Source organism: Ewingella sp. C233 (assembly GCF_055407225.1).
The window spans coordinates 1,414,986-1,436,340 of sequence record NZ_JBUZRI010000001.1; the positions used below are offsets into that span (position 1 = coordinate 1,414,986).

A 21,355-nucleotide genomic window follows, 5' to 3' on the forward strand; every position below is an offset into this window, starting at 1 on the left:
AGTCTGACGGGTAAGGGCAGAGATCAGAGGTTGAAAGAGGTTACTTGAATAACGTTATTATCATTTAACATAATATACATTATACGTACCATCGTGGGGTTAGACAGAATCTGAGGTTTTGCCGCTGTCATTGTATTGCTCATCAATATCCTGTTCTGGCTGATCTTGTGTATCAACTGCGTCATCGTCCAGCCATTGAGCTTGATACTCTACCGGCAACTCGGTTTTACTGAGCATCATCCGATAAAAGTAAATTCGACCTCGTAAACTCACCCATGGCACATCGACAGAACCCGGAACGAAGTTTGCCTTCTCCCAGTCAGCAATCAACCTGCCACGTCGTTCCAGACGCATTGCATTATTCATCGCTGCGCGTTGGCCAGGGAAATTTAAAAAGAAGCTCATTGGTAATTGGTTACATGGCGTGGTATTAGCTAAAGAGACTGTCCGCAAGCTAATGATATTCGCCAAACTCTGGATCCCTCGAAGACAGCATGCCCCAAAAATTCAGCGGCCCCGTTACTGCCCAAAAGGCGTGCTCAGGTTCAGGAACAACTGAGGGTAATGAACCCGGTTCTTGCCGACCCTGTTCAAACCCCGTCTGAAAAGATGACCTGCCTGCCCTTTTCTCTTCAGGGTAACCGGTGACGAGCAGCTTCAAATTGAGGTCTCCAGCGGTATTAATCATTATCAGGCACTTCAAGTGACATTTAGCCACGGCAAGTAGTTATTTTCAGATAAGGCATTCTCGCGCCCTCTTATTTTATTGAACAGAATAACACCCTGATAAATACCACATCCGTTGTGCCAGCCAGTACAGGGCCGCATATTGTGGTTGAAAATACGGAGATATAACAAAATAAAATGGCTCACCCCTGAGCCTCATAAGGAATCTTCCATGAAAACGTTCAACTCTATATCTGCACTGAAGAGTCATAAAATACGTCTGGATCATAATGTCTTCGTTAATGGTTATTTTCAGGCTGGTGATGGCGGCGGCGGTCATTATTACTGGGACAAAAACTGCGTTCTGCCTGCCAATAACGGCACAGTGATCATTTCTGACCATTCGCCCAATGGACGCTGGCGGCTTATCCATCAGGGCGTGGGCGATTTCCGCACCTTCGGCATTCTGAATGCAGCTCACCCCGCTGACGATGCGCTGGATGCGTTAGTGAATGATCCGCTAATCACGCAGATTCTGGCGTTCACGGATTTACTCTTTCAACGCCGCCATCATTTCACACGTTCTTACATCACTGTGGATTTCCAGAACAATCGTGTTTTCACCACCGGCATTGCCAGCGCACCGGTCAATGACCCGTTTGCCGCCGTGCTGTTTTTCCAGGGCACCGTCACCGGCACGCCTGTCAGCTTCACGCTGACTGAAACGTTGAAGGAACAGACCGATACTTTCCCGGTCGCGGATTCGTCACTGTTCAGCGTGGGCGACTGGTACGCGGTGCAGGTTGCGCCGGTGAAGGGCGCGGCGGAACGCGAGCTGCAAAAGTTGGTTGGAATTATCGCTATTCCTGACAGCACGCATATTCAGATTGGCTATTACAACGGCTGGGAACTGCTGGCAGGCAGGGTGATCAGCTGGCAAAAAGTCGAGCCTGTCGAATTCGTTACTATCAAAAATATGCAGTTCTCCGGGGCCGGGGATGATCAGATCACCGGCAGCCATCCGGTCGCGTTTGAATACGCGGTATATGCCAATGTGGAAGGGATCCATTCGACGGGTTCTTTCTGGCCAGTGGTGATGCGTCGCTGGAATACCCATTATCTGACGCAGCAATGCTCTCTCACCAATCCGCCAAATACGGCCTTTGGCGGTGCCGGATATCTGACACAGCAAATCTATTGTCTGTACGGTCATGTCAGTGATTGCAGCGTGGCGAACGCGCGGCATTTAAATGATTTCACGGCGTCGGCGTATTGCCTGGTCGAGAATTGTCATGCCAGCGGACAGAGCGCGGAAAAAGGCCCGTTCGTCACCCACGGTCAGTACGAACACGATCTTACTTATACCGGTAATTCCGGCCTGATGACCTTTGCCAATTCCGGCGTCACCTGGGGAGGCAGCGCCAAACGTATTAATGTGCGTAAGCACGTCTGCCCGTGGTTTGTCGCCCGCTCCGGCGTGAGTGAGCTGACACTGGAAGATTTGGTGGTGATTACCAACGAGGTTATTCCGCAGTCCGGGATGTTGTGGGTCAATGCCGACGGTTTGCAGATGACCGGCTGCACCGCCGATGGTCCGCTGATTATCAGTCAGGCCTCGCAACGGGCTGCGCGCCCGAACGTCATTCGTCAGTGCCAGTTTTCCCTGCCGGAGGACGGCGCACCGGTGCTGCAAAGCAACGTGACTGCCGCCATCACCTTTACTGATATGGTGTTCAACGGCATTAACGGGCACTCATTCGACAGCACCGCACCGGTGAATTTTGTGCGCTGCACGTTTAACACCGCCACAGAATCTGCGCCGCTCATCCTGAAATCCTCCACACTGTCGGTGCAGGCTTCGCAGTTTAATCAGGTCAGCTTTACCCTTTCCGGAACTGAGCCAAAGCAAATCGATATTATTTCCTCGACTCTGACGCAAGCCACCTTCGATTTCACCGACGTTACTGCACAACCCGCCAGCTCACTGATGTTCCTAAATAACCGTTTATCCGGCAGCATCGTCATCGCCCAACCTCCCGCCGGAGAACGTGTGATATGGCAGCAGAATATGATTTTTGCCTGAAGCGGGATTTTTATAAATAGCGCGCATTTCGAAATAGTTTGAGTTGTGGGGAAGATATAAAGGAGTTTTCCCAAAATAATTCGGGTTGTGGGTAAGCGAGTTGTGGGTAAGCGAGTGCAGCCAACGCATCTGCGGCTCAAAATATGAAGAAAAAAACCAGCTAAAGCTAATGCTGGTCACTTAAGGTGACCAGCATTGTTTTGTTCATTCACCCATAATTCTTTACTGAATTCATTACCAGATCGATAAAATTATCCCTAATTAAATCCGGGAGCCGTTCATTCCAGGCAATACCCACTTTCCAACTTACGCAGCGTCCTGTTAACGGGATCCGGTTTATCGTCGCTGGTGCGATATGCACAATACTTTCTGGCAGAATTGCCACACCAATACCGGCAATCACTAAAGCCAGTATGGTCTGAATATCTCCCGCCTCCTGTGTTGATGACGGAAACAACTGAGCCGATTGCAGAAACATATCCGTTTGCGCATTCAGTCCGCGGCCTCTTTCGCTAAATAAGCGCAACAATGGCAGCCGGTTTACCCATTCTTCCACGGTAAATTCGCATTCTTTAGGCGTCACCATCACCAGACGGTCTTCGAATAATGCCTGATGAAATAGTGGCGCCTTGGCCGGCACCCGGACAAAACCGACCTGCAATTCTCCGCTTTCGAGTAAATCGTACTGTTTGGCTGACGGAATATCTTCCAGGCTTACATCAATAGCCGGATACAAGTTCCGGAATCTGGCGATACATTTCGGTGCGTAATAGAAACTGGATAAACCAAATCCAAGCGCGATCCGCCCTTCACCGCCCTTCGCAACCTGTTGTGCATGCTGAAGAAAACTATCGGTCTGTCTGAGCACTTTAATGGCCTCGGGCAGCAGTTGCTGGCCCCCCATGGTCACCTGACTGCCGTGGCGACCACGGGTAAACAGTGGGATATTGATCAATGATTCCAGTAAGTTAATCTGTTTAGTCAGTGCAGGCTGAGTCATCGACAGTGCCTGAGCCGCTTGCGCATAATTGCCCTTTTCTGCCAGCGTCACAAAGGCTTTTAGAAGCTTCACATTCATTTATTACATTCCATTTGGTAATCAGATGTGGAAAATAATTCATTATAAAGTTATCAGAGAAATTGTTGTAATACTCATGCTTTTTAATAAAACCGTTCCGCTGATGTTTATTTCTGGAGAAATGAAATGGATAAAATGAACCCAATTAAAGCTGCCGTTGTTCAGTTCCAGCACAAAGCCGGTGATAAAAAATTTAATCTGTTGGTGATGGAAAAATTTATTGAGCAAGCTGCGCTACAGGGAATACAAATTCTGGCTTTCCCGGAAATGTGTATTACGGGGTACTGGCATGTGCCAAAACTCCCTGCGGATGAGGTGAATGCTTTGGCAGAACCGGTGGCAACCAGCCCTTCACTGGCGCTTATTCGCTCGTTGGCGGTTAAACATCAGATGATGATTTGCGCAGGATTGATAGAGCGTGTCGATGATGGCCGTCTTTATAATGCCTATGTTGCCTGTATGCCTGACGGGACTTCGCATACACATCGCAAACTTCACGCTTTTGAGCACCCGACGATCAGCAGTGGTGACAGCTATACCGTCTTTGATACGCCGTGGGGGGTAAAAGCGGGAATACTCATATGCTGGGACAACAATCTGGTGGAGAATGTCCGCGCTACCACGTTGCTCGGGGCTGATATCCTGATTGCGCCGCACCAAACCGGCGGTACAAACTCGCGCAGCCCGCACGGCATGAAGCCGATTGCGCTGGATCTGTGGGAGCAGCGTGCAGAACGTAAAGCAGAAATGACGGCGGCGATCCGTGGTGTCAGCGGCCGCGAATGGCTGATGCGCTGGCTCCCTTCCCGCGCTCATGACAACGGCATTTTCATTCTTTTTAGCAACGGTATCGGTGCTGATGACGACGAAGTTCGCACCGGCAACGCCATGATCCTCGACCCTTACGGGCGGATTGTGAAAGAAACCGACGCCGCTGCCGATGTTATGGTCACCGGCGGTCTCGATCTCTCACTCATCCCAATGAGCTCCGGCCGTCGCTGGATTTACGGCCGCCGCCCTGACCTTTACCACATTCTGACTGAACGCCAGGGCTACGAGCGCGATGCCATCACAGCACGATTCTCAGAGGAAGAGACGGGGAAAGGAAAATGATGTGAAATTATATCTCTGTAATAACGCCACCTCCCTGAATGATTCACTTGTTCTCCTGGGGTGAGCCGTTTATCGTCTTCTGACCGATCTGGTTGCAATGGGTTGTGTGAAAAAACTGGCCGCAGGAGGCCGCAGCACACGTTATGCTCTTAATTCCCTTCTTTACAAATCAACAGGAAATCTCATGAAAAACATCACCTTCTACTCCCGCTTTGAAAATGACATTCTGGCGGGCTGCAAAACCATTACCCTGCGTGAAGCCAGCGATGCACAATTTGTTGCGGGCGATCAGGTGCGGGTTTCCCGGTACGAAGATGACGTTTTTTTCTGCAACATTGAAGTGATTGCCGTCACGCCGGTACAGTTTGATACGCTTAATCAGCGCCATGCCGATCAGGAAAACATGACGCTGACTGAATTGAAACAGGTGATCTCGGAGATTTACCCCGGCCTGAACGAACTGTTTATGATTGAATTCCGCATGATCTGATCAACTGTTCCAGCGTGAAGCGCGGATCACCGAGCAGAAATTGCCTTTCACAAACTGCGGTTCTTTATCGGCAATCACATCAGCTTTCACGTTACCAAACGTTGTATCCGGTTTGTTTTTAATCCCGTCGTAAAATGCCTGAATAATGTCTTCCTTAAAATCAGGCGTTCTTGGGTGTGCGGCGACCACTTGTTCGCGCACCTTATCGTCATACCCTGCGTAATTTATTCCCAGTACATCCATTTCTACGCCTGCGGTCACCAGAGCAATCACCGGATCCATAAACTCCGGAATGCCAGGTGTGGTATGCAGGGCAATCGCCGTCCAGACTTTGTCGATGTCCTGCGCGGATACCCCATACTGGCGCATAAATTCCCGCGCGCTGTTTGCCCCGTCCACCTCAAACCGTTTGTCACAGCTGCAATGTTCATGCGTCAGGCCCATGTCATGGAACATGCAGCCGATATACAGCAGCTCCTGATCGACACTCAGGTTACGCTGTTGCCCTGCTAATGCCGCCCAATAATAGACGCGGCTTGAGTGATGAAACAGCAGCTCAGACTCAGTGTCGCGCACCAGTTCAGTTGCCTCGCGAGCCATTATACTGTCAGGAATACGGATACCATTAATGTTCAGACTCATGATGTTGACCCTCGTTAAGATAGTGACTTTTCATTGTATGAAACGAGAATAGGCATCATGATGAATGTCATCAATCATCGTATGACGACTAAAAGAGACATTCGCGTACATACGTGACAGCAAAACGAAGGAAAGCGTCTAGATGGTCAAAAATATCGTTGTTCTGGCCGTTCCCGGCGTGCAACTGCTGGACATTTCAGGACCTCTGGATGTGTTTGCCGAAGCCAATGCCCGTCTCGGGCGGCAGGTTTATCGTCTGCAGGTAATGGCGCTGGATGACCAGACGGTGGTGTCTTCGTCCGGCGTGCGCCTGCTGGCGGATCTTCAACTACAGGATGAAAATCTGCAGCCGGTTGACACTTTTCTGATCGCCGGTGCACCGGCATTAGGATCCTTTGAACCCCTTCCCGAGATGCTGTCAGCTATCCGCCATATGGCAAAAATAAGTGTGCGTTATGGCTCGGTATGCAGTGGTGCCCTGCTGCTGGGTGCCGCCGGGTTGCTGGATGGAAGGCGGGTTACCACTCACTGGGCCGTGGCTGATAAGCTTGCCCGCGACTTCCCGCTGGCACTGGTCGACGCCGACGCAATATTTATGAGTGATGGCCCGCTGCGCACCGCCGCTGGCGTGACGTCAGGGTTGGATTTGGCATTGAATATGATTGAGGAAGATTTAGGACGGGAAGTGGCGATGTCCGTGGCCGCACAGTTGGTCATGTTCTTCAAACGCCCTTGCGGACAGTTGCAATTCAGCCGCCATGGCAAGGCGTCGGTAAGCGGGCGTTCAGCGCTACAGGGTCTTCAACGCTGGGTGATCAATTCACTCGATTCACGGCATAATGTGCAGACAATGGCCGCCCATATGGGCGTCAGCGTCAGGCATCTGACACGTCTGTTTAATCAGGAACTCAGCCTGACCCCTGCCGGATGGCTGGAACAACAGCGTATTGCCCGTGCGCGTGAACTGCTGGAATCGACCGCGCTTGCCGTCAAACAGATTGCAGACGATTGCGGGTTTTCAGGTGTTGATATCTTACGGCGGGCTTTTATGCGCCAGTTAAACGTGACACCGTCACAGTATCGCCGCTTTTATCCCTCTCCGGCGACCTGAGCACGACGATAACAGTCGGGATGATGAGTATTAATCAATCCCGTGGCTTCCATCCAGGCGTAAACAATCGTCGGGCCGACGAAGGTAAAACCGCGTTTTTTCAGATCTTTGGAAATACGCTCTGACAGTGCATCTTTGGTCGGTACCGGACCGGTATGCTGAATGGACTTTCCGCCGACCTGCGCCCAGATCCACTCGCCAAATTCTTCACCCGCATGCTGCATCGCCAGATAGGCACGGGCATTTTTCACGACCGCATTTATCTTGGCTCGAGAGCGAATAATGTCGGCATTCCCGACCAGTCTTTCGATATCTCCATCCGTGAACTGTGCAACTTTCTGCGGGTCGAATCCGCAAAAAGCCAGCCGGAAGGCGTCACGCTTTTTCAAAATAATGCGCCACGAAAGCCCTGCCTGAAAGCCATCGAGCATCAGTTTTTCCCACAACGCCCGGCTGTCATACACCGGCTTGCCCCATTCGTTATCGTGGTAATTCAGCATCATCAGGTCGGAAAAGCCCCAGTGACAGCGGGGCTTGTTGTCAGGAAAAACGAATTCGGTGGCCATCAGGTGACGTCATCCTCTATTTAAAATCGGCGTAAGGCACCAGCGGCTGCGGCGGCATATCGAGACTGCCCTGCCAGCCGGACAGCGAATAGCGTGCATACAGCAGGAAGTGGCTCGGCGTGTAATCTTTCGCCTGCTGAATATCCACCCCGGCCCCGATAGTCCAGTGCGACGTCACGCGTCGTTCAATCAGTGCCTGTGCGGTATAACCGAATCCGGAACTGCTGCTGCCTTGTTCTACGGCGTCCTTGTCCGGCAGCGAATCCGGGATCAGGTTCTGCAACGGATAGCGCTGCTGATCGCTGGTCGAAGAGCGCGACCAGGAGACCGATCCGCCAATTTGCCACGACCAGTTTTCGGTGCGCTGGCGATAATTCAGCGGTACGGCCAGAGAGAAATATTGCTGAGGACTGTAATAACCGCCCTGTCCGAGCGTATAACCGCTGAGATCTTTCTGGTAGTGCCACACCATCGAGTTCAGACCGAGGGTTGCGCGGCGGTTATCTTCGTTGATCATCTTGTAGTAATAGCCACCCATCAGGCGTTCGCGGCTGTTATCTGCCACATTTTTACCCGTGATCTGATGCGCGCTGATATCGCCCCACAGCCCGTTAGCATTGCCCTGATCGTAGCTGAGACCGAGACTGACACCGGTGGCACGAACGCCGCCCCACGTGGTACCGGTATTGGGATCTTTGGCTCCCGAAAAAGAGAGTAACGAGCTGGAAATAGGCCGCCGCGACGCCGTGGCCGTCCAGCCGATATCGCGCCAGTCGCTGCTGTACGCCAGCCCACCGACCCAGTCAACCACCGGGAAGCCGAGCGGCGTAGTACCAAGATCCCCTTCCCACGTGGCGTCTTTATAGCCCGCACCAAAGCTGACACCGTTGGCGTTCTGGTCCTGATCGCGATGACAGAGAATGTCATTACAGGTGCCGAAAGAGGAGCTGTAATTGCCGTTATCGTTGTTAAAGGTACCGTTGTCCATACGCACGATGTCCGAGCGAAGGAAAGCGCGGCCCTGATACCATGGCATGTCGGCCTGCAACATGGTGGTGTTGGACTGCAGATCTGATTTGCCCGGCGTGCCGCTGTTGGTCGACCTGTCTTCGTCGAGGGTGAAGTTCACATCCTGCTGGCGGTATAAATCATGGGCATCAGAGCGGATCCCGCGCTTTAACCAGTCATCGCTCGCGTCGTTGCGCGTCAGTTGCGTGTACGTGTCGTTATCTTTGGGCGTTTCGCCGGTGATGCCACTGGCAACCATCGCCTGCTGATAATCTTCCTGGGCCGCCTGCGGATGGTCGGTTTGCTGTTCCAACCGGGCAGCGTCGCGGTAAATCAGCGCTTTGTCCTGACCGGCAGGTAATTTGGCCGCCGCCGTGGTCACCGGCCGTAACAGGTTCGCGGCTTTCACTGTTTCGCCGACGTCACGCCAGGCGATCGCCACACGGCGCTGCTGATTAAGATTCAGGCCGCTGGCAGGCAGTTTTGCCGTTTGCAATTGCGTTCTTGCATCGCCGGTGTCCCCCCGGGCGATCAACTGGTCAATATTATTCAACGTTTTGTCGAGTGTAATGCGTAGCGACATCTCACGCATATTGTCGTCCCACTGCGCCTGCGGCAGGGTATTTAAATGCTTAAGTGCGGCGTCGTCTCGGTCGGTTCCTGAAAGGTACAGTGAGTAAGCGTACACCTGCTGCGGGTCGGCTGGACGTTTCACCACCAGCCTGGCAAAGGCGGCGTCAGCCTCACTATTACGGCCCATTTCACGCAGCGCATTGGCGTAGTGGTAGGTGGTCCAGACGTCATCCGGGTTGCGTTGCAGGATCTTCTCATCGCTCTGCGCCGCCTGCGGCCACTGGTGGTTTGCGGCGAAACGTTCGGCATCGGCACTGAGCAAATCGTTCTGAATACCCTGCTGTTTATCGCCCAGTTTGGCGCGCTGTGGTGCAGGTAAGCTGTTGATATAGTCCAGGGCTTTTTGCGGCGACTGGCGTTGGTAAATATTGACCAGTCCGCGCTGAGCGCTGCTGTTACTGCGCTCAACATTGAGTGCACGACGGTAAGCCTGCTCGGCCAGAACCTCGTCATGCCGTGCAACGGCAACATCCCCAAGGCCGATTTGCGCCCACGGATCGCGCGGGTCGATACGCTGCGCCCGCTGGTAGTGAACGCCAGCCTGATTCAGGTCATTGGCTTTGAGTGCTTTATCGCCCTGTTCAATCTCCAGCCAGTAGCGGTTGGTCTGGATCAGACTGGTCCATTTACCGCTGTTAAAACCATCCTGCTCGGCACTCTTCGCCCTTTCAAACAGACTTAGTGCCTGCGACCGGTTACCTGCACGGGAATAGGCCAATCCCATTGCGCCCAATACTTCGGCATCGTTAGGTTTTTCTTCCAGCGCTTTTTTCAGCGGCGCAATTGCACTGGTCGAGCCTCCACGGGCCACCTGCTCCAGTCCGCGAACCCGGGCCTGATAGTGCGGGTCAGCCAGCATCGCTTGCTGGCGCTGCAACTCCTGCTGCGCGGCAAGCGCGGGCGGGCCGCTGTCAAAAACGCCCATAAAGCGCTGTAAATCGGCCACGCTCTGATTGCTGACCGGTTGCGTTTTAATCTGTGCCAGCCACATATCGGCGGCCGGGCCACGCCCTTCGTCGCTGGTTGCGACCCGCTTTAACATGGCAACCGCTTGATCGGGTTTTCCTTGATCAAATGCCATTTTTGCCAGTTGCAAACGCAGGCTGACATCGCCCGGATATTGGGTATTCAGCGCCTGAAGCTGCGCCTGAGCTTTCTCTTTCTGCCCCGGAATTCGCGCAACTAACTGCCAGTATTCCACCGCCAGATCCAGTGTAGGGGGCGGACCGTCGAACAGTGCATCATACTGCGCGCGGGCTTCGGCTAAACGCCCTGCCGTTGCCAGCAAACGCGCCTGTTGCAGCTGTTGCTGCACCTCCGGTTTTACCAGTTTCAGACTCAGCTGCGCCTGACGGTAGACGTCAGAATCGGGCGCAACCCGACGGATTTTCTCCAGTTGCTGCTGCGCCAGATCCTGATTTCCTTCCCGCAGCGCGAGGCGCAGACGGGCCGCCAGCACCTGCGGATTCTCCGGCACCATCAGTTCCAGACGGTAGAGAGACTGGCGCACCAGGTCATCCTGATGGCTGGCTTCACCCACGCGAACCTGCTCGAGAAGCCACTGCTCCGGCGCCACTTCTGCGGCATTCACTGGGTCAGGTGAGAGCGCCAGCCCCAGAGTCAGGGCCAGCAAACTTAATCTTAACGGCGCAGGCCGTGGCGAAAACGGTGAGTTAACCACGTGTTCAGTCCTGATCGTCAGAAGATAAACGACGGCGGCTCAGTGCGCGTAACCCGCTCCACAGCAGGATGGCAAACAGCACTACGGCAACCACGGCCATGAAGGCCAGCAGCACCGGATGGGTCGCCAGTGCGTTCCACACGCGTTCCCACCACGGTAAATGGCCGACGTAATAGACATCGCCCACTTTCAGGCTGTTCACACCAGAATCGCGGAAGATCGCCACCGAACCGAACACCAGGGCTTTCTGTTTGTTGTCCTGCAAGGTTTTATTGAGCATCTCAAAACCCTGCGGGCTGTTAGCCAGCAGCGCGACAATACTGCGCTGATCGTGGTAAGGCGATTGCAGCCCGACAATGGCGGAAATCGGCCCCTGCGCGGTGATCTGCGCATCGGTATCCGCGACGGCATCACTGGCTGGCGCGGTGCTTTCTGGCAGCGCCACCTGGCGCGACGGCGTGTTAACCGCACTGCGCGTCGCGTCAATTAACAGGCTGGCTTTTTTATCATCTTTCATACTGCTGTCACGCAGATCGGCAGGCAGTGCGCCAATCATCAGCAGGTCTGCATCGGTGGTTTTGGCCTGCGACCAGTCATCAGTTAAGGACATACCTACCGCCGGATACCCGGTTAGCGCACCAATATTGCCCAGCATATCGAGCAGCGTGGTGAGCTGAACCGTTTGCGGCTGAGGCTTCACCAGCACCAGCGTTTGTGACAAATCAGCCAGACGACTGAACGGGAAACCGGCGTTGGCGAAAGCACGCAGATCCGGCATCGCCATAAAGTGACGGTAGCCGGAGAAATCAATGGTCGAACTGTCGTCAATGACCACGTGATTTGGCACGGTTGTGTAGGTTTCGCAGCGCCCTTCGGTACCGCTCGCCAGCAACGAGGTGTAGTCAAAATCAAAACGCATCTGGTTAACCGCGCCGAGTTTCAGCGCCGGGATCATCAGATCTTTATGGTCATCCAGCAACCCCTGCAACAGGGAGAGATGCAGCAGTTGGGAATCCTGGTCGTGGCCCGGTATCAGGGTGAAATCCTGCACAAACTGATTGTTCAGGCTGATGCTCAGACGCGAAGTGTTTTTCAGCTGCGGCGACGTGTAACGGTATTTCAGCCGCATGTCGATGCCGGTACTGTTGATGAGGAACAGATCCGGCGGCAGGTTCATATTCAGCGTGATCGGGTTCGGCTGAATGCCGTCGGCCTGCAATTGCTCGGCATACTGTTTCAGCTCACCGAAGTGCATCGGACGATCGGTGCGCACCCAGTTTGGCGCATCATAAGGCTGGCGTGGCTGTAACTGCTCGACGTGATCGATGTTGACCGTCTGCCCGCGGAACAGCATATTACCCTGCGCAATGCCTTTGACGGCGGTCAGTAAATCTTTGTCATCGCGCCCGAGGATCAGCAGCATTTTGACGTACGGATTATCCGGGCGGCTGACCATTTGTACGGTCGGCCCTTTCACCGGCGGCATATCTTTGAGGAAATCAGGGCGTTTATCATTGGTGGCGAACACCACCGCGTGGCTGTCAGGCAGCTGGTTGTAGAGTGTCGGGAAATTCTGGCCGCGCCACTGCGCTTTGGCCCCAAACCAGGAGGCCAGAATGGCGGCGGCTTGTTGCTGGCTGGCGTCCGGCGAGGCAGCAAACACCATCGGCAGCGACAGCGGACGCGTATCCCGCGCATCAAAGAACGGCACAGGGAAATGGGAGAGCTCATTGCCCAACGGCAATTTCTGATAGCGCAGAGACAGCGAACTGCCCTTGCCTATTTCCAGCCACAGCGTGCTGTTGGCCGGGTTCTCACAGATATTCTGATAATGGCCGATAAACTCCAGACGGATGCGGTTGAAATCGGTGACATAGCGCGGATCGATGGCCATCTGCAGATGGTTCAGTTTACCGAGCTGATCTTTGTCGATAACTTCCACACCCATCAGTTGGTCATTGAGATAAACCTTGAGATGAGACTGCACGGGGATAAGCGACGGCGACGGCGTGAACTCAAGGTTCAGCATCGCCTGCGTCACTACTTCGTCTCCACGTACACCAAATTCAATCTGCCCGTTTGGCTGGAAGCCGCGCAGCGTCATCGACCCCGGCGCAGGCGCGATATCCTGAAACGCCAGCGTCACATCTCGTACCGGTGCGCCGGGGATGATCATCGGAGCCACGGCAGGCGCAACGCCCGGCAGCGCGGGTTGCATCACGGCATTACTGATGGGAGCCGGAGTGGCCGGTGCTTCAGCACTGAAAACCGGTGCTGTGGTACCCAATGCCGCGGCCATCAAAGTGATCCAGGGAAGTATTTTCATTATTTCGTCATCATCAAGGTTGATTCATCAGGCTGAACGGACAGCGGCGGATTACGTGGAATAAATGACATCACCCAACTGCCAAGCGTGTTAGTGCGGGCGACAAAAGGCCGGTAACGGTGCGGAGCAATGTCGAGCATGCGCAAATACCCCCGTATACCCAGCCCCAGCACTTCGCGCAAACTCTCCAGCGGTTTGTCTTCCGGGAAACTGTCTTCACGTACCACCCAGCTGTCGGCGCGGGCAAAGGTACATTGGATAAAATCGATCTGCTGCTGTGTGGTCATATGCTGAAGCTGTACGCCAACGTGATGCCCGAAAACGCGGCTCACGCTGCACGGGAACGCGTATTCTTGTTGCCCGCGACGCAGCAGCAGCGTCACGCTCTCGCCGGGCTGGAACAGCGCCGCACTTTCGGTCTCTATCCCGGCGCCGCTGTCGGAGAAGTCCTGCAAGGTACAGACATAAACATGCCCTTCTGCCCGTGCGAGCGCAGCAGGCAGCGAGACTTCTACGCGGTGCGCCTGACGGACTTGCTTAGATTCAAAGGCCACGGCAATGGCGCCGCCGAGAATAATCATGTTGTAAATCACCCATGCCAGGCTTATCAGCACGGTGTAAAACTCATCGGCATGTCCATAAAACAGGCGCCAGATACCGACCACAAAACCGGCTAAATTGAGCAGCATCAGAATCTGATAAGGACGGGTGATTTTCCAGTCAACGTAGTCGTGGTCGTTTTTTCCGCCCTTCGCCGTGACGTTAAAGGTCCCGGCATGAGGATTAAACAGCGCCACTGTGGTTGGCCGCGCGATGTACCACGCCAGCACGGTCTCGTAAATTTCACTCCAGAACGAGTGCCGGTATTTCCCCTGCACCCTTGAGTTGGCGAGGCTAGCGTGGATCATGTGCGGCAATACATAGAGCGCAATGGCGAGTGCGGGCGCATAGATGATATAGGCGTGGAGCAGCAAAAAGGCCAGCGGCGCGGTAAGGAAAATCAGACGCGGAATACCGGCCAGGAAATGCAGCATGGCGTTGGCGTAACAGAGCCGTTGAGCCAGTTTCAGCCCTTTGCCAAACAGCGGATTATCGAGACGGAAAATTTGCACCATGCCGCGCGCCCAGCGGATACGCTGATTCACGTGCGCCGACAGGCTTTCTGTCGCCAGCCCCGCCGCTTGCGGAATACGAATATAGGCGGAAGTATGTCCGTGGCGATGCATGCGCAACGACGTATGGGCATCTTCGGTCACGGTTTCTACCGCGATGCCGCCGATTTCATCCAGCACGCTGCGCCGCAGTACGGCACAGGAGCCGCAGAAGAAACTGGCGTCCCACAAATCATTACCGTCCTGCACCAGCCCGTAAAACAGTTCGCCTTCATTAGGCGTACGGCGCATACGGCCAAGGTTGCGTTCAAAAGGGTCGGCGGAGAAAAAGTGGTGTGGCGTCTGCAACATCCCCAGTTTTTTATCCTTGAAGAACCAGCCCACGGTTAATTGCAGGAAGGAACGGGTCGGTACGTGGTCGCAGTCAAAAATCGCCACCAGCTCGCCCTCACACTGCTTCAGCGCGTTGTTAATGTTGCCCGCTTTGGCATGTTCGTGAGTCGGACGCGCAATATATTTCACGCCAATTTCTCTGGCGAAATCGGCAAATTCAGGCCGGTTACCGTCATCAAGCAGCCAGATCGTCAGTTTCTCTTTCGGCCAGTCCAGTCCCAGCGCGGCATACAGTGAAGGCTTCACTACGCTCAGATCTTCGTTATACGTCGGGATCAGCAGATCAACGGCGGGCCAGCGGGACATGTCTTCCGGCATCGGTACTGGTTTGCGGTTGAGTGGCCAGATGGTCTGAAAATAGCCCAGCACCAGCACGGTCCAGGAGTAGGTTTCGGCCGCCAGCAGTAACAACCCGCAAATCAGGCTGACCGGGTCATCCCAGTTGAGCGTCGAGGTATAGCGCCACCAGAGGTAACGGCAGGAGATGGTGAGCGACAGTACGATCAACATCAGTGCGGGGAAACGCCCCGGAATACGGCGTACCAGCATGGCGATGCTCCACAGCAGCACCACAAAAACAAACTGCGCCAGATAGCCAAAAGGTTGAGAAATACAGAACATCGCCAGCACGGCGGCGACCAATCCGCCAATCAGCATCAGTAGGCGTCGGGCAATGCCGCTCATTCCGCGCATCTGTCCTCTGACCTTTTCCTCCAGCGGACTTTGCGATAAACGGGCAGGAATCGAATCCAGCCAATGATGCACTTGCTTACGCAGCCGCTGCGGCCAGTCGCTGATGACGATACGTTCGCGTATTCCACCCGCAGGAATGATCAACAACAGCCACAGGGTTTGCAGCAGATACCGTAACGGATCAAGAGGACGCGGATGAACTGCTGACAGATGCGGATACCAGCGGTAGCGCTCAGCACGCACGCGCTGCCACACCGGCGATTCAAAACGCAGCAGCAGCCAGCCTAGCGCCACGCAGCACATCATAAAGAAAGCGGCAATCAACGACGCGCCGTTCTGGCGGTAAAGGCGATAACGGTTTTGCAGCGCCGTGACGACCGGAGGCACCAGAAAGGCGCGCAACAGGCGACTCATTTTTGCGTACTCCGCAGATTGATCAGGCACCAGTTCGCCAGCGTAGTGACATCCTGACTGCTCTTACTCTGCGGGTGTAACTCGCCGACGGGCTGCTTACCGGCCAGTGATTCGGCCATCGCTTCATCACGATGAAGAATAAAAGGCAGCAACCGCGGCAGGCTCTGTTGCCACAACAGCAAAATGTCCTGCTGTAATTGGCTGCCGGGCGCAAACTGATTGACCAGATAGTGGCTGTTGGCGGGCAATGACTGCTGATGCAGACGAACATGGGACTGTGAATCCGCCTGGAGCAGCATCAGGGTGTGGTCTGCCATCGAAATAGCCTGCGCGGCGCGCAGCGGATCTTCCGCCGGAACATCCAGCAGGATCCAATCGTAAACGGCGGTATTACGAAGTTGAGTCAGGTTATGTTGCCAGTCGCAGTTAACTAATCCCTGCTCTTCTAATGGTAACTGACCAAAAGGCAAAAAATCGAGACGGGAATTATAACGCATCGCGCCCTGCTGCCAGCCCTGTCCGGTGCGTTCAGCGGTGGCCCAGCCGCGGGGAGAATCGTAAGGCATGGCAAAATGCAGGCGCAGGAGATTGGCGGCGGAGAAGTCTATAGTCAGCACTTTTTCACCCAGTTGGGACAAGGCCCAGGCCAGCGCCGCAGTGATTGACGTGGTGCCGGTTCCGCCGCGGATCCCTTGCAGGGCAATGACTGACATAAGATCAGACCTCAGTGGCGGAAACAGGAGTATGGATTTGCGCTAATTCAGCCAGTAAAGGCCAACGTTGCAAGACGTGTGGGATTTTTTGTTGGCTGGCAATGTCGATATAATGTAATTCCGGTAACGAAAAAAGGTGACTCAACACTAAGAAATCATCATTTTTATCTTTGTCAGCATCAGTCCCGACTATTCTATTTTGTTGCATATCATCTCGCCCCAATTACGCGCCGGCCATTTGACAGAAAACATTCCTGCTCTCTCAATATAGCTGAAAATCACTCAGTTCTTTCTTGGCTACTTTTATTATTTACCGCGCTGACTGGTTATTTAATCTGGCGATGTTAGAATTTATTATACTCACATTTTGAATTGTGTCCCAAGCAGACTTTCAATCAAAATGACCTGAGACCTTCTTCAGGCAGACTTACCAGACAGACTTAATTCAGGCAAACCAAACAATGGCACTTTCCTTTTCTTTCGGCATGAAGCAATCTTGGAATGAATCGGCTGAAATGCAGGCATCAGGACTGTACTGGGTCAATGCAGACAGTCAGGACGCGGCGTACGGGCTGGGTGGGCAAATACTGGCGGCGCAGTCGGAAGAAATTGTCACCACGTTTATTTTTCCTAAAGAAAATCCTATCACTGGCGAAACCCCTGAACATCTCGCTCAGGATAATATCCTTATTACCAGACTGTTAGCGAAAACGCCGTCACTCTCCTATTACCAGCTCACCAGTGGCAACCGTGCTTTTCGGTCTTTACCGGATGATTTAAACCGCGTGGGCAATACCCACAATCAATTGATTGTTTTATTATTCCCCGCGACGGTCTGGCAAAACCTTGGCGAAAAAGAATTCAGCACATGGCTGAAAGCAATGTCGGCACTGGCACAGCATAAAAACTGTACACTGCTTATTATCTGTCATGGACATGTCAGCAGTGCCCTCAAGGGGCGGCTTAATTCGCACCATCGCCTCATATATGGACTTTCCAGCTTTCAGACCGATATAGTCCCTGCCCAATTTATCATCTCCTGGTGGCATAATAATTTTGGTGTCGAGGCTAATAACTCTTATTCATTACAAAAATGCGAGCACGGCTGGGGAATACAGCCCCAATCTTCCGGGCTGCACAGCGCCAATACCTTAAACGACGACCAGTGGCTATATCTTGCCCAGCGCGATGTGTTGGAAGGCGCGCCTGCCTTATCGGAAAACTGGCAGCTGTTTGACGATAACACCCTTCTTACCGAGCGCGGAATGCATGCACGATCGGCCACCCTGATTTTCTCCCTGCGCAGTAATGACGAAGTGGAACCTCTGGCGCGGCAAATTCACTCCCTGCGCATTCAGCGAGGTAACGGGCTGAAAATTGCCGTGCGTGAGATGCACGCCTCACTGCGTTATATCGACCAACGGTTGCTTCAGGCCTGTGGTGCGAATCTGGTGGTGCCTCATGCGGCGCGGCTTTCCAGCTTTCTCACCCTACTCGATGACATCCAGCAACTGAGTTTTACCCGCCATGTTTCTGAGAACATCGAGCAACTGCTTGAGGGGCGACTGCCGACACATCATAAAGGCTTCCTGCCGCTGCCGACCTTCTGCGAAGTGATGCAGTCCATATGGAGCCACACTACGCTGGCGACAGAAGCACGCGGATTACTGATCGCCCTGAGACCGGTTTCCGGCATTTCGCCACAACAGGCGATTTCGCTGTGTCATCTGCGCCGTGACGGCGATGTGATAACCCTGACCGAACGTAATCTCTATCTCTTCTTGTCCAACTGCCAGGTGAGTGATGTCGATAACGTGCTGGCTTCCCTGTTCAGCCTGCCGGTTGATGAAGTGTTTGCCAGCCGCACGCTATGGCATCAGGAACGCGACATTCAGTCAGAAGTGCGCCGTCTGGCCGCTAAAAAAATATTGCCTGAGCAGGTTTTACGCCCGCAGCAAGTCAGTGCGCCGGTCACCCTGGCGCAACAGCGCACTGCGGTGCATTTGCCCGAGCCGCTGATTCTTACGCTCAGTGATACCCCTGTTACCCGTTCTGTGGCAGAAACTACCCTCCATCTTGACGAGCCCCTTCGCGACGGGCAGGAACAGTCTTTATGAACATCAATGACATTATTGAGATCTTTATTTTAGCCGCCGTGATCTTCATCCCTTTTGGCATGATGCTGCGCCGCCGGTTACCCGGGTGGAAAAGAGATTTTGCAGCACGTTATCTCTCTCCGCGCTATCTCACTCCGGTTACGGCTAAAAATCTGAAAGCCCCTCTCTCTTCGAACGGGAAATCGAACACACCATCATGATGAATGACCTTAAATCCGGTTCACCGCCATTGCGGATCTGGCAATCCTGGCGTGGTTTGGGCGCCTGGAACTACTATTTTCTGCTCAAATTTATTCTGCTGTGGCAGGGGTATCTTAATTTTGATGCGCTGAGCAATCTGGTTTTTGCCGCGTGCCTGCTGTTTCCGCTGCCGTCGCTGCGTTTGCATCGCTGGCGTCAATGGCTGGCCCTGCCGTTTGGGCTGGCGCTGTTCTACCATGACACCTGGCTGCCGGGCTGGCGTTCGATAGTCAGTCAGGGAGCAGACGTCACCGGCTTTAGTATGGATTATCTGCTTGAACTGGCTGACCGCTTTATTAACTGGCAATGGGTCGGTGCGGCGTTCGTTCTGCTGGTCGGCTACCTGTTTGTTTCACAGTGGATCCGCATTACCACGCTGACCGTCGCCGTATTGCTGTGGCTTAATCTGAGCCTGCTGGTGCTGCCGGGCCTGTCCCCTGCGCCAGTGGCGGCCGTTGCCAATACCCAGACGCCAGCCAGTCAACCGGCGGCCGGAACCAAATCGGCTGATCCTTTGCCAAATACGGTCAGCGGACCGCCAACCAATGAGAATCTCAACGCCTATTTGCAGCAGTTCTACCAGCGCGAACATGCCCGCCAGACGCAGTTCCCGGCAGCCTTACCTGCCGATGCCCAGCCGTTTGATCTGCTGGTGATCAACATCTGTTCACTGGCCTGGGCCGATCTCGATGCGGTGAATTTATCCAACTCGCCTTTGTGGTCGCGTTTTGACATGGTGTTCAGCAACTTTAACTCTGCCACGGCTTACAGCGGCCCGGCTTCTATCCGTTTGCTTCGCGCCAGCTGCGGTCAGTCTTCCCATCACGACCTGTATCAGGCCACGGGACAGCAATGTTATCTGTTCGACGATCTGGCGAAACTCGGTTTCAGCCCGCAGCTGACCATGGACCATACCGGCGAATTCGGCAATTACATTGGCAATCTGCGTGACGATGCCGATATGCAGTCGCCGATTATGTCGCAGGCCGGTCTCGGCCATGAGCTGACCTCGTTTGACGGTTCTCCAATATTCAACGACGGCGAGTTGTTCAGCCGCTGGCTGGCGAATCAGCAAAAAGCCGGTACCGCGCGCACTGCGACCTTCTTCAACCTTATCCCGCTGCATGACGGCAACCGTTACGTCGGCAGCAACAAAGGTGCGGATTACCGTTCGCGTGCGCAGACCCTGCTTAATCAGCTCAATACCTTTATGGATCAGCTGGATAAATCAGGCCGTAAAGTGATGCTGGTTGTGGTGCCGGAACATGGCGCGGCGCTGGTCGGTGACAAGATGCAGATCTCCGGTCTGCGCGATATCCCAAGCCCCGGCATTACCCATATTCCGGTTGGCGTGAAATTCTTCGGTATGCAGGCACCTCACCCCGCCGCGCCGCTGAAAATCGATCAGCCAAGCAGCTACATGGCGATTTCAGAACTGGTGGCCCGATCAGTTGACGGCAAACTCTTTACCGCCCCGACCGTGGACTGGAAAACGCTCAGTGGTGGCCTCCCGCAGACGCCGCTGGTGTCTGAAAATGAGAATTCCGTAGTGATGGAGTATCAGGGGAAAATTTATATCCGGCTAAACGGCGGTTCGTGGGTGCCGTACCCGCAATAGTCATCACAACAAAAACAAAAAAGGCCTCTGAGGAATATCAGGGGCCTTTGGGCAATCAGACAGAATGTGACATCAGATAAAGGATTTCGCCTGCTTCAGCACCACATCACACGCCTTCTGCTTCACTTTCTCTTTCACCTGCGACAGACCGCTACCCAGATTATTCAAATCTACTGTCTGGTCTTTACCGGTTTGCAGTAAACCACCCAGTCCATTTTGATAATCCTGGCTTTGCGCCCCGGAGGCGCTCTGGATCCCAAGCTTACTCAGGAGTTTATCTTTCACACCTTCGGTGCTCGCCTGAGACAACACGTTATTTTTAACGCAGTACTGCAGCACACCGGCCACATTGGTGGCACTTTTTGAGGTCAGCGCGCTGTCTCCGCCATTGAGCAGAGAAGTCAGGGCGGCGGTGGAGTTATTGCTGCCACTGCCATTGTTCAGACCCTGATTCGCAGCATCCTGCAATGAACTCAACAGGTTACTGGCCTGTGCACCGCCTGCTAATAAAAAACCGCTTGCCGCGATAGCCAGTACTGCTGTTTTTAATGCTTTCATGTATAGCTCCATTAATTTCACTTTACCCGACACAAAGACCCATAAAGCTTGGCCCCTGTCAGCGAATTCATCAATAGGAAAAGGTCGCTGAATGTTTCGG

The 21,355-nt window shown here is 53.8% G+C and carries 17 protein-coding genes; 7 read left to right on the top strand and 10 right to left on the bottom strand.

Annotated elements, in window-relative coordinates; all coding sequences use genetic code 11:
• Positions 1–99: 99 nt before the first annotated feature.
• A complete protein-coding gene (locus ACZRKO_RS06405) occupies positions 100–471 on the bottom strand; it encodes a hypothetical protein (RefSeq protein ID WP_463736383.1) in 372 nt (123 codons plus the stop codon).
• Between the two features lie 427 nt (positions 472–898).
• Here ACZRKO_RS06405 and ACZRKO_RS06410 point away from each other — a divergent pair, with 427 nt between their 5' ends.
• Entirely contained in the window at positions 899–2,749 is a 1,851-nt protein-coding gene (locus ACZRKO_RS06410; protein ID WP_463736384.1) for a hypothetical protein, read from the top strand.
• 208 nt (positions 2,750–2,957) lie between these two features.
• Here ACZRKO_RS06410 and ACZRKO_RS06415 read toward each other — a convergent pair whose 3' ends face one another.
• Complete coding sequence (locus ACZRKO_RS06415; protein ID WP_463736385.1) at positions 2,958–3,827, bottom strand: LysR family transcriptional regulator; 870 nt, start codon at positions 3,825–3,827, stop codon at positions 2,958–2,960.
• A gap of 126 nt (positions 3,828–3,953) precedes the next feature.
• On the opposite strand from ACZRKO_RS06415, the gene ACZRKO_RS06420 reads away from it, so the two are divergent.
• Both ACZRKO_RS06420 and yqfB read left to right on the top strand, forming a co-directional pair.
• Positions 3,954–4,940, top strand: a complete 987-nt coding sequence (locus ACZRKO_RS06420) for a nitrilase family protein (RefSeq protein ID WP_463736386.1) — start codon at positions 3,954–3,956, stop codon at positions 4,938–4,940.
• 184 nt (positions 4,941–5,124) lie between these two features.
• Complete coding sequence (gene yqfB / locus ACZRKO_RS06425; protein ID WP_463736387.1) at positions 5,125–5,430, top strand: N(4)-acetylcytidine aminohydrolase; 306 nt, start codon at positions 5,125–5,127, stop codon at positions 5,428–5,430.
• On the opposite strand, the gene ACZRKO_RS06430 is transcribed toward yqfB, so the two are convergent.
• Complete coding sequence (locus ACZRKO_RS06430; protein ID WP_463736388.1) at positions 5,431–6,072, bottom strand: HD domain-containing protein; 642 nt, start codon at positions 6,070–6,072, stop codon at positions 5,431–5,433.
• Between the two features lie 142 nt (positions 6,073–6,214).
• Between ACZRKO_RS06430 and ACZRKO_RS06435 the strand changes: the two genes are divergently transcribed.
• The gene (locus ACZRKO_RS06435; RefSeq protein WP_463736389.1) at positions 6,215–7,183 is read left to right on the top strand and encodes a GlxA family transcriptional regulator; all 969 of its coding nucleotides are present in this window, start codon (positions 6,215–6,217) and stop codon (positions 7,181–7,183) included.
• Here the strand turns inward: ACZRKO_RS06435 and ACZRKO_RS06440 are convergent.
• From ACZRKO_RS06440 to bcsR, 6 genes are all read right to left on the bottom strand, one after another.
• Positions 7,162–7,749 carry a DNA-3-methyladenine glycosylase I gene (locus ACZRKO_RS06440; protein WP_463736390.1) on the bottom strand — a complete coding sequence of 196 codons (588 nt, stop codon included), beginning with the start codon at positions 7,747–7,749 and terminating at the stop codon, positions 7,162–7,164. The two genes, ACZRKO_RS06435 and ACZRKO_RS06440, sit on opposite strands and share 22 nt — an antisense overlap.
• A 16-nt stretch (positions 7,750–7,765) precedes the next feature.
• The gene (locus ACZRKO_RS06445) at positions 7,766–11,014 is read right to left on the bottom strand and encodes a cellulose synthase subunit BcsC-related outer membrane protein (protein WP_463737492.1); all 3,249 of its coding nucleotides are present in this window, start codon (positions 11,012–11,014) and stop codon (positions 7,766–7,768) included.
• 61 nt (positions 11,015–11,075) lie between these two features.
• Positions 11,076–13,397 carry a cellulose biosynthesis cyclic di-GMP-binding regulatory protein BcsB gene (bcsB, locus tag ACZRKO_RS06450; RefSeq protein WP_463736391.1) on the bottom strand — a complete coding sequence of 774 codons (2,322 nt, stop codon included), beginning with the start codon at positions 13,395–13,397 and terminating at the stop codon, positions 11,076–11,078.
• Positions 13,397–16,009: a UDP-forming cellulose synthase catalytic subunit gene (bcsA, locus tag ACZRKO_RS06455; protein WP_463736392.1), complete on the bottom strand. Its 2,613-nt coding sequence runs from the start codon at positions 16,007–16,009 to the stop codon at positions 13,397–13,399. Before bcsA ends, bcsB begins: the two co-directional genes overlap by 1 nt.
• The gene (gene bcsQ, locus ACZRKO_RS06460) at positions 16,006–16,722 is read right to left on the bottom strand and encodes a cellulose biosynthesis protein BcsQ (RefSeq protein WP_463736393.1); all 717 of its coding nucleotides are present in this window, start codon (positions 16,720–16,722) and stop codon (positions 16,006–16,008) included. The genes bcsA and bcsQ overlap by 4 nt, the downstream gene beginning before the upstream one ends.
• Positions 16,723–16,726: 4 nt before the next feature.
• Complete coding sequence (bcsR, locus tag ACZRKO_RS06465) at positions 16,727–16,930, bottom strand: cellulose biosynthesis protein BcsR (protein ID WP_463736394.1); 204 nt, start codon at positions 16,928–16,930, stop codon at positions 16,727–16,729.
• Positions 16,931–17,183: 253 nt separating this feature from the next.
• Here bcsR and bcsE point away from each other — a divergent pair, with 253 nt between their 5' ends.
• From bcsE to bcsG, 3 genes are read left to right on the top strand one after another with little or no spacing between them, the layout of a single operon-like run.
• Positions 17,184–18,839: a cellulose biosynthesis protein BcsE gene (bcsE, locus tag ACZRKO_RS06470; RefSeq protein ID WP_463736395.1), complete on the top strand. Its 1,656-nt coding sequence runs from the start codon at positions 17,184–17,186 to the stop codon at positions 18,837–18,839.
• Positions 18,836–19,039 (top strand): cellulose biosynthesis protein BcsF, encoded by a 204-nt coding sequence (gene bcsF, locus ACZRKO_RS06475; protein ID WP_463736396.1) that lies wholly within the window; start codon positions 18,836–18,838, stop codon positions 19,037–19,039. Before bcsE ends, bcsF begins: the two co-directional genes overlap by 4 nt.
• On the top strand, positions 19,039–20,697 hold the full coding sequence (bcsG, locus tag ACZRKO_RS06480) for a cellulose biosynthesis protein BcsG (protein ID WP_463737493.1): 1,659 nt from the start codon (positions 19,039–19,041) through the stop codon (positions 20,695–20,697). Before bcsF ends, bcsG begins: the two co-directional genes overlap by 1 nt.
• Positions 20,698–20,769: 72 nt before the next feature.
• Here bcsG and ACZRKO_RS06485 read toward each other — a convergent pair whose 3' ends face one another.
• On the bottom strand, positions 20,770–21,255 hold the full coding sequence (locus ACZRKO_RS06485; RefSeq protein WP_463736397.1) for a YjjA family protein: 486 nt from the start codon (positions 21,253–21,255) through the stop codon (positions 20,770–20,772).
• Positions 21,256–21,355: the final 100 nt, after the last annotated feature.

Coding starts and splice junctions, on each gene's coding strand:
- ACZRKO_RS06485 (WP_463736397.1), bottom strand. CDS start 21,255: ATGAAAGCATTAAAAACAGCAGTACTGGCTATCGCGGCAAGCGGTTTT.
- ACZRKO_RS06435 (WP_463736389.1), top strand. CDS start 6,215: ATGGTCAAAAATATCGTTGTTCTGGCCGTTCCCGGCGTGCAACTGCTG.
- bcsB (WP_463736391.1), bottom strand. CDS start 13,397: ATGAAAATACTTCCCTGGATCACTTTGATGGCCGCGGCATTGGGTACC.
- bcsQ (WP_463736393.1), bottom strand. CDS start 16,722: ATGTCAGTCATTGCCCTGCAAGGGATCCGCGGCGGAACCGGCACCACG.
- ACZRKO_RS06420 (WP_463736386.1), top strand. CDS start 3,954: ATGGATAAAATGAACCCAATTAAAGCTGCCGTTGTTCAGTTCCAGCAC.
- ACZRKO_RS06440 (WP_463736390.1), bottom strand. CDS start 7,749: ATGGCCACCGAATTCGTTTTTCCTGACAACAAGCCCCGCTGTCACTGG.
- ACZRKO_RS06430 (WP_463736388.1), bottom strand. CDS start 6,072: ATGAGTCTGAACATTAATGGTATCCGTATTCCTGACAGTATAATGGCT.
- bcsF (WP_463736396.1), top strand. CDS start 18,836: ATGAACATCAATGACATTATTGAGATCTTTATTTTAGCCGCCGTGATC.
- ACZRKO_RS06410 (WP_463736384.1), top strand. CDS start 899: ATGAAAACGTTCAACTCTATATCTGCACTGAAGAGTCATAAAATACGT.
- yqfB (WP_463736387.1), top strand. CDS start 5,125: ATGAAAAACATCACCTTCTACTCCCGCTTTGAAAATGACATTCTGGCG.
- bcsE (WP_463736395.1), top strand. CDS start 17,184: ATGGCACTTTCCTTTTCTTTCGGCATGAAGCAATCTTGGAATGAATCG.
- bcsR (WP_463736394.1), bottom strand. CDS start 16,930: ATGCAACAAAATAGAATAGTCGGGACTGATGCTGACAAAGATAAAAAT.
- bcsA (WP_463736392.1), bottom strand. CDS start 16,009: ATGAGTCGCCTGTTGCGCGCCTTTCTGGTGCCTCCGGTCGTCACGGCG.
- bcsG (WP_463737493.1), top strand. CDS start 19,039: ATGAATGACCTTAAATCCGGTTCACCGCCATTGCGGATCTGGCAATCC.
- ACZRKO_RS06415 (WP_463736385.1), bottom strand. CDS start 3,827: ATGAATGTGAAGCTTCTAAAAGCCTTTGTGACGCTGGCAGAAAAGGGC.